We start from the raw sequence: 16,635 nt of genomic DNA, 5'->3' as shown, positions 1-16,635 counted from the left end.
ATAATTAATTAAAATGCTTCCCCTATCCAAAAACCTTTTCAAACTTAAATAAGTCACTATCAAACAATCCCTTGTCACTTAATTTTAAATGAGGGATTACCAATAAGCCCATAAAACTCAAGGTCATAAAAGGGGATTGCAAACCACTTCCAAGCTCTTTCGCTTTTTTATCTACTTCAATGTAACTACTTGCGACCAAAAATCCATCAGAATTACTCATTAATCCTGCTACAGGTAAGTTCAAGACCTTATTTCCTGTTGGCCCTACAGCTGATAATCCCCCTTTTCTTGGATAATTAAGTTAGTAGCTTCAGCCATCAGCACATCGCTTGTGCCCACCACTATGATATTATGTGAATCATGTGCTACAGACGAGGCAATGGCCCCATTTTTTAATCCGAAATTTTTTACCAAGGCTACCGAAGGCTTAACATCCGGCAGGTACCTGTTTAGAATGGCAATTTTAAGAATATCTTTTTCGATATCCACTATCACTTTTCCATCTTTTTCGGGTACATCACTGAAAATCTTACCGGTGATCAATTGAGAGTCTTCTACCACTATCACTTTAGCCTGTCCACCATCATGATTCAATTCAAAATCATTGGCAGAAAGCGGATTGACATTGAAATTATTAATCGGCTCGGTCTTGGTGGACAATATTTTACTTTCCCCCTCTTTGGCCACCAAAATTCCAGAAATATAAGTTTCTAAAACATTAAAATTAATCAAATCTTTCACCACAATAAAGTCAGCCGGCTCATTAGGTTTTAATCTACCAACTGCTAAGTTATAATGCTGAATCGGTGTAATACAGCAAGCTTTTAGCACAGCAAACAAATCCTTCCCTTTTTCAATAGCTCTAGCCACCAATTGATTGATGTGTCCTAGCAACAAACTGTCGGGGTGTTTGTCGTCTGAACAAAACATAATTTGATCCGGGAATTCATCAATTAAATCAATTAGGGCATCAAAGTTTTTTGCAGCACTCCCTTCTCTAATGGCTATTTTCATTCCTTGCAGGGCTTTAAATCGGGCCTCTTCCAATGCAACACACTCATGATCTGTAGTAATCCCTGCATTTATATACCTAGCTGCCTCATCGCCTGTCAATGCCGGAGCATGTCCATCTACAGGTTTACCAAACTTTTTGCCAATTCAATTTTTTTAAGAACCTCCTCATCACCTGAAAGTACACCCGGCCAGTTCATCATTTCTGCCAAATAATAAATATCATCCCTTTTTAAAAGCTTGGCGATGTCAGTGCTATCGATTGTTGCACCGGCTGTTTCAAACTGCGTTGCAGGCACACAGGAAGGTGCCCCAAAGAAAAACTTAAAAGGTGATTGATTCCCATTTTCCACCATGTATTCGACTCCTTTGAGCCCACAAACATTGGCAATTTCATGGGGGTCAGAGACAGTGGCCACAGTACCATGAATACTTGCCAAGCGTGCAAATTCTGTAGGTATAAGCAGGGAAGATTCGATATGGACATGTGCGTCAATAAAGCCGGGAAGAATGTATTGGTCAGGAGAAGAATCAATCCGATCTATCCTGTTGATCTTACCCTCAGACACCTGAATTTCTACAGGATAAACTTCCCGATTTTCTATATCAACAAGTTTACCTTGAACCCTAAAAGCTTTAGACATTCTTACCTAAAAATTAAAATAAAATATTTCATTTTCTTGCAACAGATTCATTATTGGGAATAAAAATCAATTCAAATAAAGCTTACTGCCAAGAATACTTATAAATATACTATATTTGCCAATGAAAAGGAAAGCAGTAAGCAATTTCATTTTTCTTTAATGAAAAAAATTATCGTTGCCATCGATGGGTATTCAGGATGCGGAAAAAGCACTACAGCCAAAGCTGTAGCCAAGGTTCTGCAATATACTTATTTGGATTCCGGCGCCATGTATAGGGCAGTCACCCTATATTTTTTAAGAAACAATACCGATCTATCTGGTAATGAAGAGGTTAAAAAAGCCCTTAAAAACATAAAAATCACTTTCCATTTCAATGAAGCCAAAGGTATTCAGGAAATTTTTATGAATGGAGAAAATGTAGAAAGTGAAATCAGGGGAATGGCCGTATCTACTTATGTGAGTCAGGTAAGTAAATTATCAATTGTTCGTCAAGCCATGGTGGATATCCAAAGACGCATGGGCAATGAAAAAGGCATTGTAATGGATGGCCGTGACATTGGCACTGTTGTTTTCCCCGATGCCGAGCTAAAGATTTTCATGACTGCAGACACCACCATACGTGCAGAAAGAAGGCAGAAAGAGCTCTTAGAAAAAGGTGAAAAAATTAGTTTAGATATCGTTAAGCAAAATCTTGAATCAAGAGATAAGATAGATTCTGGAAGATCAGTAAGCCCATTAAAAAAGCAATAGATGCCGTAGAGATTGATACCAGTTATCTTGATTTTAAGGAGCAGGTGTCAAGAATAATTGAATTGGCCAAGGAAAGAATGAACTAACTTTATGGAAGTCACAATAGATAAAAATTCCGGATATTGTTTTGGTGTTGAATACGCAATCCAAATGGCAGAGGATGAGATGGAAAGCAGTTCTAAGCTCTATTGCCTTGGAGATATTGTGCACAATGCCATGGAAGTAAACCGCCTAAGTGACAAGGGTTTGGTGGTTATTGACAGGGAAAACTTAGAAGAATTGCATGATTGCAAAGTCCTGATTCGTGCCCATGGCGAACCACCGGAAACTTACAGAACAGCCATCAAAAATAATATTGAGCTAATCGATGCTTCTTGTCCAGTGGTATTAAAATTACAACATCGGGTAAAGAGTGCCTTTGACAAGATGGAAAGTCAGGATGGTCAAATTGTAATTTATGGTAAAAAAGGGCATGCAGAAGTGATTGGTCTTACCGGCCAAACGCTTGAAAAAGCAATTGTAGTAATGGATGATGAAGATTTGGACCAAATTGATTTTTCCAGACCTGTAACCTTGTTCAGTCAAACTACCAAAAGCACGAAGGGTTTTTACGAATTGAAAGCAAAAATTGAAGCTCGGATAAAAGAAGCAAGAGGGAGCATGGAAGAAATGGATTTCTATGCCAATGATTCTATTTGCCGTCAAGTATCTAACCGTGAACCTCAACTCCAAAAATTTTCCAAAGACAATGATGTAATAATTTTTGTAGCAGGAAAAAAGAGCTCAAATGGCAAAGCCTTGTATCAAGTCTGTAAGCACATCAACCCAAGAAGTTATTTTGTGGAAAATGAAACTGAAATTAACTCGGATTGGCTCAATCCTGCAGATAAAATAGGTATTTGTGGGGCCACATCCACTCCAATGTGGTTAATGGATCAGGTAAAAGAACACATTTTATCTTATAATAAAATCAGTATCAAGGCAAACAATTAAGAATCCGTTAAAATAATTGGGTTTTACAGATAAAAAATAGCTAAATAATCGCCGAATTATCTTCTAATAACTAATGTAATTTATTAGATTTGAGGCGTTTTTCATAGGATCAAAAAGTTTCAAAAATTAAATATGTCAAAACAAGTCAAGCTTAAAAGAGGGTTTGATATACGCCTGGTAGGTAAAGCCGAAAAAAAGTCGGTGATTATCAACCTGTCAAAACCTTTGCCATCAAGCCCACAGATTTCATCGGAATGCAAAGACCTAAGGTCCTTGTGAAAGAAGGTGATACGGTAAAGGCAGGCACTCCTATTTTATTTGATAAAAAACTGGAAAAGGTAAAGTATGTTGCACCTGTATCAGGAGAAATCATCGAAATAAAACGAGGAGAGAAAAGAAAGTTATTGGAAATAAAAATCCTTGCTGACGGCGAAATTAATTTTGAAAACTTTGAGAAATTAACCTCTTCAGGGATAAAGTCGGCGAGCAGAGAGACAATTGTTGATAAACTTACTACTTCTGGTGTTTGGCCTCAAATTATTCAAAGGCCTTACGGAATTGTAGCAAATCCTGATGACAACCCTCGCGCTATTTTTATTTCCGGATTTGATTCCCATCCTTTGGCTCCGGATTATGATTACATACTTAAAGGTCAAAGCAATTATTTTCAAGCAGGAATTGATGCCCTAAAACAACTTACCGATGGTAAAGTTTACTTAGGCTTGTCTGCTGACAATAAATCAACTGAGTTGGGAGCTATACAAGGTGTTGAAACCACTACTTTCTCAGGTCCTCACCCGGCAGGAAACGTAGGTGTACAAATTCACAATACTGCCCCAATCAATAAAGGAGAAACTTTATGGACCGTCAACCCTTATGGGGTGGTTCAAATTGGTAAATTGTTAATCAATGGAATTTATGATGCCTCCAAATTGGTAGCCATCACAGGTTCTGAGGTGAAAACTCCAACTTATGCCCAGACTTACATAGGTAGCTGTGTAGATAGCTATGTAGAAGGAAATACCAAATCCAATCATTTTAGGGTTATTTCCGGAAATGTATTGACAGGAGAAAAAATTAGCAAAGACGGATATCTAGGCTTTTATCAGCACCAATTGACAATCATCCCTGAGGGTGATTATTATGAATTTATGGGCTGGATGAAACCTACCGCAGATAAATTAAGCTTTCACAAGGCATTGGGATTATTGTCCTTTTTATTCCCGAAAAGGAATATGCATTGGACTCCAATGTAAGAGGGGAACCTAGAGCATTTGTACAGACAGGGGTTTTTGAAAAGGTGACACCAATGGATATTTACCCTGTGTATTTGCTTAAAGCCATCATGGCAGAAGATTTTGATGAAATGGAGGAGCTGGGAATTTACGAGGTTATAGAAGAAGATCTTGCATTGTGTGAATTTGTAGATGTTTCCAAACACCCGGTTCAGCAATTAATTAGAAAAGGTATAGAACTCATTCAATACAGTTAAGAAATATGAAGTTTTTACGAGATCTGTTGGATAAACAGAAACCCTTATTCCAAAAGGGAGGAAAATTGGAAAATCTTTATTACCTGTATGAGGCAGGAGAAACATTTATGTTTTCACCCAACCATACAGCTGCCACAAAAGGCGCTCAGGTAAAAGATGCCATCGACCTGAAAAGGATGATGATTACAGTGGTCATTGCCATGATCCCCTGTTTGTTATTTGGTATTTACAATACCGGCCACATGCACTATTTGGCAGTAGGAGAAGCGGCCACCTTTGGTGACAAGTTTGTATTAGGTTTGACCCTAGTATTACCTATAGTATTGGTAGCTTACACTGCAGGGGGTATCGTAGAGGCAGTATTTGCCGTAGTAAGGAAGCACCCAATCAATGAAGGTTTCTTAGTAACAGGAATGTTGATTCCTTTGGTAGTTCCCGCAACTACTCCATTATGGCAAGTTGCATTGGCAACAGTGTTTGCTGTGGTTATTGCCAAGGAAGTGTTTGGTGGAACAGGAATGAATATTTTAAATGTGGCGATGACTGCCAGGGCATTTTTATATTTTGCCTACCCTGCTCAAATATCAGGTGATCAGGTATGGACCTATTTAGGAGACAAAATGCCTGTTGATGGATTTTCAGGTGCTACTGCTTTGGCTGTAGCTTACCAATCCGGACAAGAAGGCGTAAATGCAGTAGCTAATTTGGCTAGTCATAATTCAGTTTTGATGGACAATATGTTTAGCTTTCAAAACTTATTTATGGGATTTATTCCCGGATCAATTGGAGAAACTTCCACATTAATGGTGCTTATCGGCGCTGCAATTTTAATATTTACCGGAGTAGGTAGTTGGAAAATAATTTTCAGTGGATTTGCAGGCGCTTATCTAATGGCAGTAGTCATGCAAGCCCTTGCGGTAAACGAATTTATGGCAATGCCGGCGCATTATCATTTGGTAATGGGAGGTGTAGCTTTTGGTATAGTATTTATGGCTACAGATCCTGTTTCAGCCGCTCAAACGGAATCTGGAAAATGGATTTATGGTTTACTAATAGGTGTCCTCACAATTATTATTCGGGTTACTAACCCTGCCTACCCTGAGGGCATCATGCTCGCTGTGTTATTTATGAATGTATTTGCACCGCTTATTGATTATTATGTAGTTAAAGCTAACAAGAAAAGGAGGTTACAACGTGCAACAGTCTAACGCTTATATTATTACATTTTCGGTCATTTTGACCGTCGTATTGGGTTTATTATTGTCAGGTACCTCTGAAGTTTTAAAGCCAATTCAAAAGAAAGCTGAAGAACTTGATACTAAAAAACAAATTCTAGGTGCAGTTTTGCCGGCTGAAGAAATAGCCGAAATGAAGCCGGAAGAAGTGAATGAGTTTTACGCAAGCAGAATTTCTTCAAAAGTAGTTAACATCCAAGGAGAAGAAGTTGAAGAACAAGACGGAGTTGCCGTATCTGCAGAAACTGTGGATGTTGGTAAAAATTACAAAAGAGCTCCTGAGGATCGATTGTATCCTGTATTTATCTTCTTAGATGAAGGAAATGAAGAAACTGCTCTTGCCTATATCTTACCGGTTTATGGTAGTGGGTTATGGGACAGTATCTGGGGTTATGTTGCTTTAAAAACTGACATGGACACCATTGAAGGTGTGACCCTATCGCATGCTGGTGAAACCCCCGGATTGGGTGCCAGAATCACTACAACAGAAGTGCAACAACGGTACAAAGACAAGTCTATCTACAATGAAGAAGGTGAACTTGTTTCCGTAAACATGCAGAAAGGTGAAGGAAAAGATTATTCAAACGATCCACATAAAATTGATGGCATGTCCGGAGCAACCATTACAGGTGATGGTGTTAACAATATGCTAAAAAACTACCTTCAGCATTACCAGTCCTATATGGAAAAAATAAAAGAAGGTGGTTCTAAAGTGGCTATGAATTAATTGTAAAAATTTCAATACAAAGAAATTATGAGTACAGAAACCGCTGAAAAAGCAATAAAAGTAAAGGATTCAGAAGCTTTTCTTTCTAAAAGGAGAAAAAAGCTAATTACTGACCCCTTGGTGGACGACAACCCTATCACCATTCAGGTATTGGGAATTTGTTCTGCCTTGGCAGTAACAACACAAATGCAGCCTACCTTGGTAATGGCCTTGTCGGTTATTTTTGTGGTAGTAATGTCTAACTTAACCATTTCCTTACTAAGGAATAAGATTCCAGGACGAGTTAGGATCATTGTTCAGTTGGCTGTTGTAGCAACCTTGGTAACTTTGGTAAATGAGGTGCTAAAAGCTTTCGCATACGATATGTACAAGGAATTGTCTGTTTTCGTAGGACTAATCATTACCAACTGTATCGTAATGGGACGTCTAGAAGCATTTGCCCTTGGTAACAAACCTTACGATTCAATATTGGATGGTTTTGGAAGTGCTTTAGGATATTCTTGGATCATTCTTACCGTCGCATTCTTTAGAGAACTATGGGGATCAGGAGCTGTATTTGGCGTTCCTGTTTTTGATTACGTCTCTGGATTATTTGGCGAAGATTTCCAGCTTGCCACCAATGGTCTTATGGTATCTCCTGTAGGTGCATTCATTATATTGGGATTGTTGATTTGGGTCCAAAGATCCAAAACAGGATATGTAGAACATTAATTAAACAGGAACAATGGAATTATTTAGCTTAGCAATTAGGTCAATTTTTATTGACAACATGGTTTTTGCCTACTTCCTGGGTATGTGTTCTTTTTTGGCAGTATCCAAAAAAGTAAGTACAGCCTTAGGTTTGGGTGCTGCCGTTATATTCGTATTGACAATCACAGTCCCGCTTAACTGGTTATTGAATGAATTTGTTTTGAAAGAAGGAGCGCTGTCTTTTCTTGGCGAATCTTTTGCCAATATAGACCTTACTTTCCTCCGATTCATAATGTTTATCGCCATTATCGCTGCAATGGTACAATTGGTGGAAATGGTTGTGGAGAAATTTGCTCCTGCATTGTATGGTGCCTTGGGTATTTTCCTTCCTCTAATCGCTGTAAACTGTGCGATCTTGGGTGGATCTCTATTTATGGCTCAAAGAGATTATACACTTGCTGAAGCAACAGTGTATGGGTTTGGGTCAGGAACAGGCTTTTTCCTTGCAATAGTAGCTTTAGCAGCCATCAGAGAAAAATTAAAATACTCCAACGTTCCAAATGGTCTTAAAGGACTAGGCATCACCATGCTGATAACAGGTCTCATGGGGATTGCATTCATGTCATTTATGGGAATTGATTTATAATATTAGGTTTATATTCAATTAGAATATTTCATTAAAAACCCTGTTCTCTATTGAGTGAACAGGGTTTTTTGATTTTTAGATTAAATTAACACTAAGCCTGCTCGAGATGTCAGATTTTACTTCTAAACGAATTCTAGGATATTTTCTTAGGGGACTTTTATTCGTTGTTCCCTTCTTTTTGACAGGATACATCATCATCCTGACTGTTCAGTTTCTGGACAATATTATTCCGGTAAATATCCCGGGCTTGGGGATATTGGTCATGTTGGTATTCGTAACCCTCGTAGGTTATTTGACAAGTATTTTCATTACGAAATCAATTTTCGAAGAACTTGAGAAACTGGTATTTAAAATACCCTTGGTTAACATTCTTTATACCAGCATCAAAGACCTTATGTCTGCGTTTGTAGGTGATAAGAAAAAATTCAATACGCCCATAATCGTAAAGCTTTCAGACAATATGTCTAGGCTTGGCTTTATGACACAGGATGATCTAAAAGTAATTGGCCAGGAAGAATTAGTGGCCGTTTACTTTCCTCATTCCTATAATTTCAGTGGTAACCTGTATTTGGTGCCTAGAAAAAATGTGGAGAGACTATACAATGTCAACAGCACAGAAGTGATGAAATTTATTGTTTCAGGTGGTGTTTCAGACCTGCACTATATCAAAAACCCAAAGCAAAATAAAGCTACAAATAAACCGGGAGACTCCATTTGACATGTATCGGATTCCTTTTAATAAACCGTATGCTACCGGAAATGAATGGAACTATATTCAGGATGCGAGTAAAAAAGGAAAATTGGCATCGGATGGAAAATACACCTTGAAGTGTCAATCATTTTTTGAAAAAAGATATGGCTTCAAAAAGACATTCTTAACTCATTCCTGCACACAGGCCTTAGAAATGGCTGCACTCTTGATGGACTTAAAACCCGGAGATGAAGTAATTTTACCCAGTTATACTTATGTAAGCACCGCTAATGCTTTTGCGCTTCGGGGTTGCAAGGTCGTATTTGCAGACAGCTGTAGGGATTACCCTGGAATAGATACCGGGAAATTAGCACATTTAATTACAGACAAAACCAAGGCAATCGTAGCTGTTCATTATGGAGGAATTGCCTGTGATATGGAACAATTATTGGCCATCAGCCAAAGATATAATTTATACTTGGTGGAAGATGCCGCAGCAGGCATTGATGGCTATTACGTAAGCAAAGATCAATCAAAAAGGCCTTTAGGTTCTTTTGGCCAATTCGCCACCTTTTCATTTCATGAAACCAAAAATATCAGTTGTGGAGAGGGAGGCATGCTTGTGATTAACGATTCAAAATTTATTGCCAAAGCCAATTTGGTTTGGAACAGAGGGACAAATAAAAAAGATTTTTCCTCAGGGAAAGCAAATAAATACGAGTGGCAAAGCCTGGGAAGTGCTTTTGCTCCTTCAGAGATTAATGCCGCATGGTTATGGGCCCAATTGGAGCAGATCGAATCAATTCAAAGCGTTCGTAAAATAAAATGGCATTGGCATCATACTCATTTACCGCAAATTTTGGAAAAATTTGATCTAGAATGGATGGCAGTCCCTAAACATGCCGCAAGAATTTTCATTTGTTTTATGCGCTGGCGAAAAATCTGAAGCACAGAGATCAAGTCCTGAATTTCTTTAAACGGAAAAAAATAATGGCTGTATTCCACTACCAAAGTCTGCATACCAGCCCTTATTATTTATCCCAATACCCACGTAAAATAGATTTATTTCAAGCCGAAAAATACAGCGAGTGCTTGATAAGGTTTCCTCTTTACAACACTCTAGATACTGACAAGCTCAATGGATTGCTTTCAAATTGACTTAGTGAACTTTATTCTTCTGTACTAGGGTCAAATTTCTCTTTCATTTTGGCCTCTAAACTTACCTTATCTGTTTTCTTAACGATATCTCTAATAATATCATCCAGCTCAACTGCCGAGTCCATTATCATCTGATGAAAATTTTCTTTACCGACATCTTCTTCCAAGGTGTCAACTGCCATTACCAAACTCATCAATCTGGCCAGTGGTGCCCTCACAACATGTGATTGCATCCATGCTATTTCCTGTAAGCGTTTGTTTTGATCCTCAATGGCTTTGATATACCGCATGCGCTCGGTAATGTCATTAGCCAAAACTACCTCTGCTTTGATCCCTTCATGTACAATTAGACTGCTTTTAATTTCAACTGTAATTATTTCCCCATTTTTCTTTTGATGGGAGAATATTCTTGAGCCTCCGGTAAATTTCCCCTCTCTAATACTTGCAATCATTTTCTCCAACTTAGAGATTTCAGATTCGGGTCGGATTTGCTTGAGATCCATTTTCAAAAATTCTTCCTTAGTATATCCATAATGATCTACTGCAGCCTTATTGACATCAATAAACGCTAAGGTCTGAAGGTTATAAAGGTACATGGGCTGAGGGCTAAGGTGAAACAATTCTTTGTACCTTAACTCAGAATGTTTGAGTTGGCGGGAAATCCTGTACCTACCTATGCTATATATAATACTTTTATAGAGTGAGGTGGGGGTCAATTCATCCTTCAATAAATAATCTGAAACACCTAGAGAAAGTGATTTCATACCAAATTCTATATTAGAATAGCCTGTCAATACCACAATACTGACATCTTCCGCAAGGGCCTTGATTTTCAATATCAATTCCTCTCCTTGTAAATCCGGTAAAGTCAAATCCAAAATGATTCCATCATAATGATGATCCTCATCTATCAAATTCTCTTGTGCCTCCTCAAAGGTTTTTGCAACCGTAAGTTTAAGGTTTAAAATTTTTTCATGGAGGTATTCTTCTATCAATAAAATATCCCCCAAATTATCCTCAACTAACAATAAATGATATCCCTCTTGATCCATTTCCAAATTTTCTAAAAATATAATTTAGCCTAAGCTGCCAACTCCTAAAACAAATTGAAATCAATTATGTTATTAATAACGCCAATTCTTGCAATAAATACAATCAATGCGCCTCATATCTATCAATAAATAAGTAAATGGTTAAACTTTTCCCTACAATATTACAACCTTGGTTTAAAAAATTTCTTTTGGCACAGTAAAATAAAAGGTAGATCCTTCATTTTCCTTTGATTTGAAATAAATATGTCCCCCCAAATTTTCAATAATTTTTTTGCACATCGCTAAACCTATGCCTGTTCCTGAATATTTACTTTTGGCATGAAGCCTTGAAAATAAGATAAAAACCTTGTCTTGAGATTTTGGAGGAATCCCTATTCCATTGTCCTTTACGGAAAATTCCCAACTATCTTTTCTTTCTTTGGCGGAGATTTTTATCCTAGGAGTAGCACCTTCGAGTTGATACTTTAATGAATTGTTTATCAAATTAAGGAAAACTTGATTTAAGGGAGACACCGGTACCTTCAATTTCGGCATAGGGCCAACAGATATATTAGCGCCTTTTTGGTCAATCAAGGTTTTCTGGAGATTCAATGCATTTGATATTATTTCTCCAATATCTGTTTCTTTTAGCTTTTCTCCCTCTCTACCTACCCTGGAATAGGTAAGTAAATCCATAATAATGTTTCTCATTCGAGTGGCCCCATCTACCACAAAGTGCATGTATTGGATTCCTTTCTCATCCAATTTTGAAGAATACTTCTTTTCCAATAAACTTACGAATCCGGTGATCATTCGCAATGGTTCTTGCAAATCATGGGAGGCAATATAAGCAAACTGTTCAAGTTCTTGATTGGACTGCTCTAGCGCTTTTGCTTTTTTGGTAAGTTCAGTATTCAGATTCTTTAAAACAGCTTCCTCCTCTTTTCTATCGGTGACATCTCTGGTCATTCCTACCAAACCTACAATTTTATTGGAAGCATTTTTAAGGGCAACCTTGCTTGTAAGAAACCACCTCAATTGACCATTTGCATTAGTATAGGATTCCTCAAGGTTTTTTACCGATTGACCCTCAATAATCACATGGCGATCAATTACAGTCATCGTTTTGGCTACCTCGTAGGGGAAGTAATCGAAAACGGTCTTTCCTAAGGTTTCTTCCTCAGTTTCTGCGCCCAAAAATCTCGGTATTGGGTTTTATTGTTAATAATATGCCTGCCCATAATGTCTTTAACATATATTTGAATCGGCAAATTATCAATGATTGATCTCAATAGAAATCGCTCTTTAAATAGAGATTCATCCGCTTTATGTTTTTCCGTAACGTCATAGCCTACCCAAATGTATTGATAAATTTTACCTGAATTATCTTTAAAGGGAGTTATCACTGTATCAATCCAAAATACACCACGTTTTTTTTTAATTCCTTTGAGCTCTCCTCTCCACATTTTCCCCTGCGAAACTGCTGCCAAACAATCTTTTAATGCCTGGTTTTCCTCATAAATAACCACAGGGGATTTTCCTGATATTTCCGCCGCTTGATATCCTGAAATGTCTAAAAATTTCCTATTAAGGTAATCTATCTTTTTATTTTCGTCTAGAATAAGCACCAAACAGGATTCGTCTAAAGCAAACCTATAATCAGAAAGTTCTTGTACACTATCCAAAAGCTGTTCTTCGGCTTCGAGCTGACTTGTAAAATCTGTTATTAGCTCCATCACACAAGATTTACCATCAATCAACAGAGGCTTGCTTTGCATTTTTGCAAAAAACTTTCTCCTGATTTTGTGAAATGCTGACATATTCTTTGTTGAACCTCCGTTCCTACTATCTCCGCCCCGGTGAAACAATTGTTTAAGTTGATGTCTTCTTTTGGAATAATATCCATGATCGACAATTCCAATAAGGCTTCCTTGGTATAGCCGTATTTCAAAATAGCTTCGCGATTGCTATCAATTATTTTTTGCGTGTCACAATCCCAAATGATGATGGGCATCGGGTTAATTTCAAATAAGTTGCCATAATAATGGGCAGAAGAAGGAGCAACCACTGATGTCTTTTCAATTGTCTCAGTGCGCTCAACTGTGCCAATAAACCGCAACCTGCCATTCTTGCTTAAGAACTTTCCTTTAAGCCTAATGCAGGTGTCATTCTTAAGTTTAAAAAATTCATCAAACCCGACCTTCTCCTTTATTAGCCTATTAAAAATCTTCTGAATAGGAGCTTTGTAAGGTTCCGCAAAGTATTCTGCAAAGTGAGAAAAGGTCTCAAATTTGGCCAATTCTATGCCGAGAATTTTTTGCCCAGAGGAGAAAATCTCAAGATTAGACTGGTAGGGTCAAGTTCCCAAGCACCGACATCACAGGATACCAATACTTCAGACCATCTTAGATTCTCTTCCTCATAAGCTGACATTTCACATATTTCCTAAATGGGAAAAAAATATTATTTCTTAAACGCTCTCCCGGGCTTTTCAACCAGAAAAGAATCAATATTACCATTGTCTTGCAATGTTACATACGCTGTTTTACCCTCCTCTCCTCCAAAAGCTATATTTGAAGGCTTGTCTCCGGACATTTTAATCTCTTTGAGAAATTCCCCTTCAGGGGATAATTTTACCACAGTACCCTTCCCATGTCTGGTAACATAAAGGTCTCCATCTATGTCTACGCGCATGCCATCCATGCCAAAATCTTCAAAGGTATGGATCAACCTTTTGTTTGATATCTCTCCGGTTTCACTTAAATCATAAGCCCAAACGGTTCGCTGGACAGATTCATTAACATACAAAGTCCTGTTATCAGGGCTAACTTCAATTCCATTTGTAGTACCCATATCCGCTTCTAAAAGAACAAATTGTCCATCAAGCCCAACTCGCCATATTTGGCCGGTACTTTCTTTCCAATTGGGATCGCTAGCAAACACGATATCATTGTCCATAATGGCAATGTCATTGGGTTGATTTAAATCATCATGATGCGCATAAACGGAAATTTCCAAGGATTGCATGTCTACCTTTAGTACATTATGACCTGTATAATCCGCAATCAACATTTCACCTTTGCTATTGAATCGAATACCATTTCCGGTACTCCCTTCAGGAAGTGTAACAAAAAGAGAAGCCTTGCCATCGGGAGTAACTTTGCCAATGGTTCCTTCTTTTCCAAAATTCACTACATAAAGATTTCCTTCTTTATCTACCGCCGGCCCCTCAATGCCACCTGTAAATTCACTTTTGCTTGTAAATGGCTGACTTACATAAAAGTTTTCTTCTGTTTCCATTTCCTTACTTTCAGTTTTGGATGATTTTGATGAGCAGGCCCCCATAGCCATCAATAAAGCCAAAAGGGACATACGATTAATAATACTTTTTATCATTTTTTTAATTATGGTTAATACTAAAATTATGGGTAATTTTTAATGATCACAAGAATTTATACAAATTTAGAATGGATCAAAAGCGAATCAATTTATTAATTTTTCCTCATTTATTGTACATATTGAACAAAATATAATAAGCCAAAAATCAAATAGAAAACCTTACTTAAGTCCGGATCAAAAATGCAGAAAAAGACAACTCAATGACTTAGCACGGTGTAAATAATAAAAATGTTTGCCCCTAACAAATAATCCACGAACAGAAAGTTAAACATTTAATTTTAAAAACATGACTATTTTCATGGCCATTTATTCTTTTTCTAACAATGTTTCACGAATTTCAGGCTTGAATTTCTAACTTAACCTTCCCCTTAAACTGGCAGTACTTATAGAATAACCGGGAAGAACTAAATATGCTATCAACAACCTAATTCTTAAGTAAATAAATTGGACTCCTTACTAAAATCAGATATGTCCATTAAAACAGTTATCAGGCTTGTTCATCCAATTAATTTTGGAGAAAAATATTATTAATTTACCTTCAATGGATAAATTGAGAATTCTAAACCTATATCTACAAAGATGAAAACAATGAAAAGAAGAAATACGATTAAAAAATTATTTGCCTCTCTAGCAGGTGTAGCCGGAATAAGCGCAGTAGCTAAAGCAAATACCGCTGAATCTACCAATATAGAAAAAGAAGCATTCAACGTTGTTGAAGATCAAAATGTACCTTTATTTTCCGGTTCAACAAAACTTGGAAATACTGTTTTTGTAGCAGGAAAAGGAGCTCACTTTGACGGAGACATCAAAGCACATACCGACCATGTCTTGAAAGAATTGGAAAAAGAATTAGTAAAGGCAGGTAGCTCTATGGAAAAAGTTCTTAAAGTAAATGTATACCTTCATGACCTTGCCGATTACAAAGGTATGAATGAAGTTTATAAAGGAAGATTTGGAAGTAAACCACCGGTTAGAACAACCGTTGCTACCTATGGTGGAGTACCAGGAGACTCTCTAGTGGAAATGGATTGTATTGCGTACATTTAATGTCGCTAACTCACTGAGAACCTGTTAACCCATGTTACCTTGAAAAAGAAATGATTTTCAAATACTTTATAGGAGCAGGCCTTTTGTGCCTGCTCTTAGCTTTAATATTTATTATCCCAGGCAATATTGAAAGTGCTGCCATTCCGCTAATATCGTTTTTTGTGCTTTTAGGCATAGGTTTTCGAGGTTTCGAAAAACTAAAAGGCTTTACTTACACTACCATGATATTTGCAGGTGTAACTGCAGCCATGTACTATCCGGAGTATTTTGTAGAATACAAAGGTTATGCTTATAGCAACTTGATCACCCCCTAATCCAAATCATTATGTTTGGTATGGGAACATCAATGGCTTTTAAGGATTTTGCAGGAGTAATAAAAATGCCAAAAGGTGTATTTATTGGCCTATTGAGCCAATTCACCATAATGCCTATCACAGGATTTATTTTGGCAAGCCTTAGTAGTTTCCCTCCGGAGATTGCAGCCGGATTAATTTTAATTGGTTGTTCTCCAAGTGGTCTAGCTTCCAATGTAATGAGCTATTTGGCCAAAGCCAATTTGGCCTTATCCATCACAATTACAGCTATATCTACACTACTGGCTCCCTTTCTTACGCCATTATTAATGAAACTATTGGCCGGACAGTTTGTAGAAATCAATGTTTTGGACATGATGTGGAGTATAATCAAAATGGTCATCATCCCTATTGGTGCTGGTCTTATATTCAATAAGTTATTTTCCGGCAAAGCAAAATGGCTTGACGATGCCATGCCTGTGGTATCTATGGCAGGCATAGGAATAATAATCGTAGTCATAACTGCAGCTGGAAGAGACAGTTTACTGGATATAGGAGGTTTACTTATCATCCTCGTATTTGTTCATAACGTCATGGGCTACAACCTTGGCTTCTGGATCAGTAAAGGTTTAGGGCTTAATGAAAGAGATGCAAGAACAGTAGCACTTGAGGTAGGCATGCAAAATGGAGGCCTGGCCTCTGGCTTGGCCAAAGAAATGGGGAAATTAGCCACCATAGGCTTGGCACCTGCAGTATTTGGTCCTTTGATGAATATTACCGGATCTGTACTGGCCTCTTACTGGCATAGAAAACCACCAAAAGAATAGA

Annotated in this window: 15 protein-coding genes and 4 pseudogenes; 12 read left to right on the top strand and 7 right to left on the bottom strand. The window is 37.6% G+C overall.

Annotated elements, in window-relative coordinates; translation table 11 throughout:
* Positions 1-22: 22 nt before the first annotated feature.
* A pseudogene (gene ade / locus WG932_RS22260) lies at positions 23-1,655 on the bottom strand (adenine deaminase).
* Positions 1,656-1,814: 159 nt separating this feature from the next.
* Here ade and cmk point away from each other — a divergent pair.
* The 10 genes and pseudogenes from cmk to WG932_RS22210 all read left to right on the top strand — a co-directional run bounded on the left by cmk (position 1,815) and on the right by WG932_RS22210 (position 10,037).
* Positions 1,815-2,491: pseudogene (gene cmk / locus WG932_RS22255) on the top strand ((d)CMP kinase).
* A gap of 4 nt (positions 2,492-2,495) precedes the next feature.
* On the top strand, positions 2,496-3,398 hold the full coding sequence (locus tag WG932_RS22250; RefSeq protein WP_483085427.1) for a 4-hydroxy-3-methylbut-2-enyl diphosphate reductase: 903 nt from the start codon (positions 2,496-2,498) through the stop codon (positions 3,396-3,398).
* Between the two features lie 132 nt (positions 3,399-3,530).
* Positions 3,531-4,890, top strand: a pseudogene (locus WG932_RS22245) (Na(+)-translocating NADH-quinone reductase subunit A).
* A 5-nt stretch (positions 4,891-4,895) separates the two neighbouring features.
* The gene (locus tag WG932_RS22240; RefSeq protein WP_014020038.1) at positions 4,896-6,098 is read left to right on the top strand and encodes an NADH:ubiquinone reductase (Na(+)-transporting) subunit B; all 1,203 of its coding nucleotides are present in this window, start codon (positions 4,896-4,898) and stop codon (positions 6,096-6,098) included.
* Entirely contained in the window at positions 6,085-6,852 is a 768-nt protein-coding gene (gene nqrC / locus WG932_RS22235; protein ID WP_014020037.1) for an NADH:ubiquinone reductase (Na(+)-transporting) subunit C, read from the top strand. Before WG932_RS22240 ends, nqrC begins: the two co-directional genes overlap by 14 nt.
* A 27-nt stretch (positions 6,853-6,879) precedes the next feature.
* On the top strand, positions 6,880-7,563 hold the full coding sequence (locus WG932_RS22230) for an NADH:ubiquinone reductase (Na(+)-transporting) subunit D (protein ID WP_014020036.1): 684 nt from the start codon (positions 6,880-6,882) through the stop codon (positions 7,561-7,563).
* A gap of 13 nt (positions 7,564-7,576) precedes the next feature.
* Complete coding sequence (nqrE, locus tag WG932_RS22225; RefSeq protein ID WP_014020035.1) at positions 7,577-8,188, top strand: NADH:ubiquinone reductase (Na(+)-transporting) subunit E; 612 nt, start codon at positions 7,577-7,579, stop codon at positions 8,186-8,188.
* A 106-nt stretch (positions 8,189-8,294) separates the two neighbouring features.
* A complete protein-coding gene (locus WG932_RS22220) occupies positions 8,295-8,906 on the top strand; it encodes a DUF502 domain-containing protein (protein WP_014020034.1) in 612 nt (203 codons plus the stop codon).
* Between the two features lies 1 nt (position 8,907).
* Entirely contained in the window at positions 8,908-9,825 is a 918-nt protein-coding gene (gene rffA / locus WG932_RS22215) for a dTDP-4-amino-4,6-dideoxygalactose transaminase (protein WP_483085426.1), read from the top strand.
* Entirely contained in the window at positions 9,798-10,037 is a 240-nt protein-coding gene (locus WG932_RS22210) for a DegT/DnrJ/EryC1/StrS family aminotransferase (RefSeq protein ID WP_483085425.1), read from the top strand. Before rffA ends, WG932_RS22210 begins: the two co-directional genes overlap by 28 nt.
* A gap of 11 nt (positions 10,038-10,048) precedes the next feature.
* Here WG932_RS22210 and WG932_RS22205 read toward each other — a convergent pair whose 3' ends face one another.
* From WG932_RS22205 to WG932_RS22180, 6 genes are all read right to left on the bottom strand, one after another.
* Complete coding sequence (locus WG932_RS22205) at positions 10,049-11,089, bottom strand: PAS domain S-box protein (protein WP_483085424.1); 1,041 nt, start codon at positions 11,087-11,089, stop codon at positions 10,049-10,051.
* 174 nt (positions 11,090-11,263) lie between these two features.
* Complete coding sequence (locus WG932_RS22200) at positions 11,264-12,265, bottom strand: sensor histidine kinase (RefSeq protein WP_483085423.1); 1,002 nt, start codon at positions 12,263-12,265, stop codon at positions 11,264-11,266.
* Positions 12,235-12,846, bottom strand: a complete 612-nt coding sequence (locus WG932_RS22195) for a PAS domain-containing protein (protein WP_483085422.1) — start codon at positions 12,844-12,846, stop codon at positions 12,235-12,237. Before WG932_RS22195 ends, WG932_RS22200 begins: the two co-directional genes overlap by 31 nt.
* Positions 12,825-13,367, bottom strand: coding sequence for a PAS domain-containing protein (locus WG932_RS22190; protein WP_483085421.1), 543 nt, complete (start codon positions 13,365-13,367; stop codon positions 12,825-12,827). Before WG932_RS22190 ends, WG932_RS22195 begins: the two co-directional genes overlap by 22 nt.
* Positions 13,368-13,369: 2 nt before the next feature.
* Positions 13,370-13,501: a hypothetical protein gene (locus tag WG932_RS22185; RefSeq protein ID WP_483085420.1), complete on the bottom strand. Its 132-nt coding sequence runs from the start codon at positions 13,499-13,501 to the stop codon at positions 13,370-13,372.
* A gap of 30 nt (positions 13,502-13,531) precedes the next feature.
* Positions 13,532-14,464, bottom strand: a complete 933-nt coding sequence (locus WG932_RS22180; RefSeq protein ID WP_483085419.1) for an SMP-30/gluconolactonase/LRE family protein — start codon at positions 14,462-14,464, stop codon at positions 13,532-13,534.
* Positions 14,465-15,046: 582 nt separating this feature from the next.
* Between WG932_RS22180 and WG932_RS22175 the strand changes: the two genes are divergently transcribed.
* Both WG932_RS22175 and WG932_RS22170 read left to right on the top strand, forming a co-directional pair.
* The gene (locus WG932_RS22175) at positions 15,047-15,514 is read left to right on the top strand and encodes a RidA family protein (RefSeq protein ID WP_014020029.1); all 468 of its coding nucleotides are present in this window, start codon (positions 15,047-15,049) and stop codon (positions 15,512-15,514) included.
* 50 nt (positions 15,515-15,564) lie between these two features.
* Positions 15,565-16,634, top strand: a pseudogene (locus WG932_RS22170) (bile acid:sodium symporter family protein).
* Position 16,635: the final 1 nt, after the last annotated feature.

This window comes from Cyclobacterium sp. SOCE241 (assembly GCF_056867545.1).
Note: the sequence above shows the minus strand (reverse complement) of the source record. Positions and strands in the feature narration are given on the sequence as shown.

Excerpts from the sequence above, each read along its gene's own strand:
- WG932_RS22250 (WP_483085427.1), top strand. The coding sequence starts at position 2,496 with ATGGAAGTCACAATAGATAAAAATTCCGGATATTGTTTTGGTGTTGAA.
- WG932_RS22240 (WP_014020038.1), top strand. The coding sequence starts at position 4,896 with ATGAAGTTTTTACGAGATCTGTTGGATAAACAGAAACCCTTATTCCAA.
- WG932_RS22230 (WP_014020036.1), top strand. The coding sequence starts at position 6,880 with ATGAGTACAGAAACCGCTGAAAAAGCAATAAAAGTAAAGGATTCAGAA.
- nqrE (WP_014020035.1), top strand. The coding sequence starts at position 7,577 with ATGGAATTATTTAGCTTAGCAATTAGGTCAATTTTTATTGACAACATG.
- WG932_RS22220 (WP_014020034.1), top strand. The coding sequence starts at position 8,295 with ATGTCAGATTTTACTTCTAAACGAATTCTAGGATATTTTCTTAGGGGA.
- rffA (WP_483085426.1), top strand. The coding sequence starts at position 8,908 with ATGTATCGGATTCCTTTTAATAAACCGTATGCTACCGGAAATGAATGG.
- WG932_RS22205 (WP_483085424.1), bottom strand. The coding sequence starts at position 11,089 with ATGGATCAAGAGGGATATCATTTATTGTTAGTTGAGGATAATTTGGGG.
- WG932_RS22195 (WP_483085422.1), bottom strand. The coding sequence starts at position 12,846 with ATGCAAAGCAAGCCTCTGTTGATTGATGGTAAATCTTGTGTGATGGAG.
- WG932_RS22185 (WP_483085420.1), bottom strand. The coding sequence starts at position 13,501 with ATGTCAGCTTATGAGGAAGAGAATCTAAGATGGTCTGAAGTATTGGTA.
- WG932_RS22180 (WP_483085419.1), bottom strand. The coding sequence starts at position 14,464 with ATGATAAAAAGTATTATTAATCGTATGTCCCTTTTGGCTTTATTGATG.
- WG932_RS22175 (WP_014020029.1), top strand. The coding sequence starts at position 15,047 with ATGAAAACAATGAAAAGAAGAAATACGATTAAAAAATTATTTGCCTCT.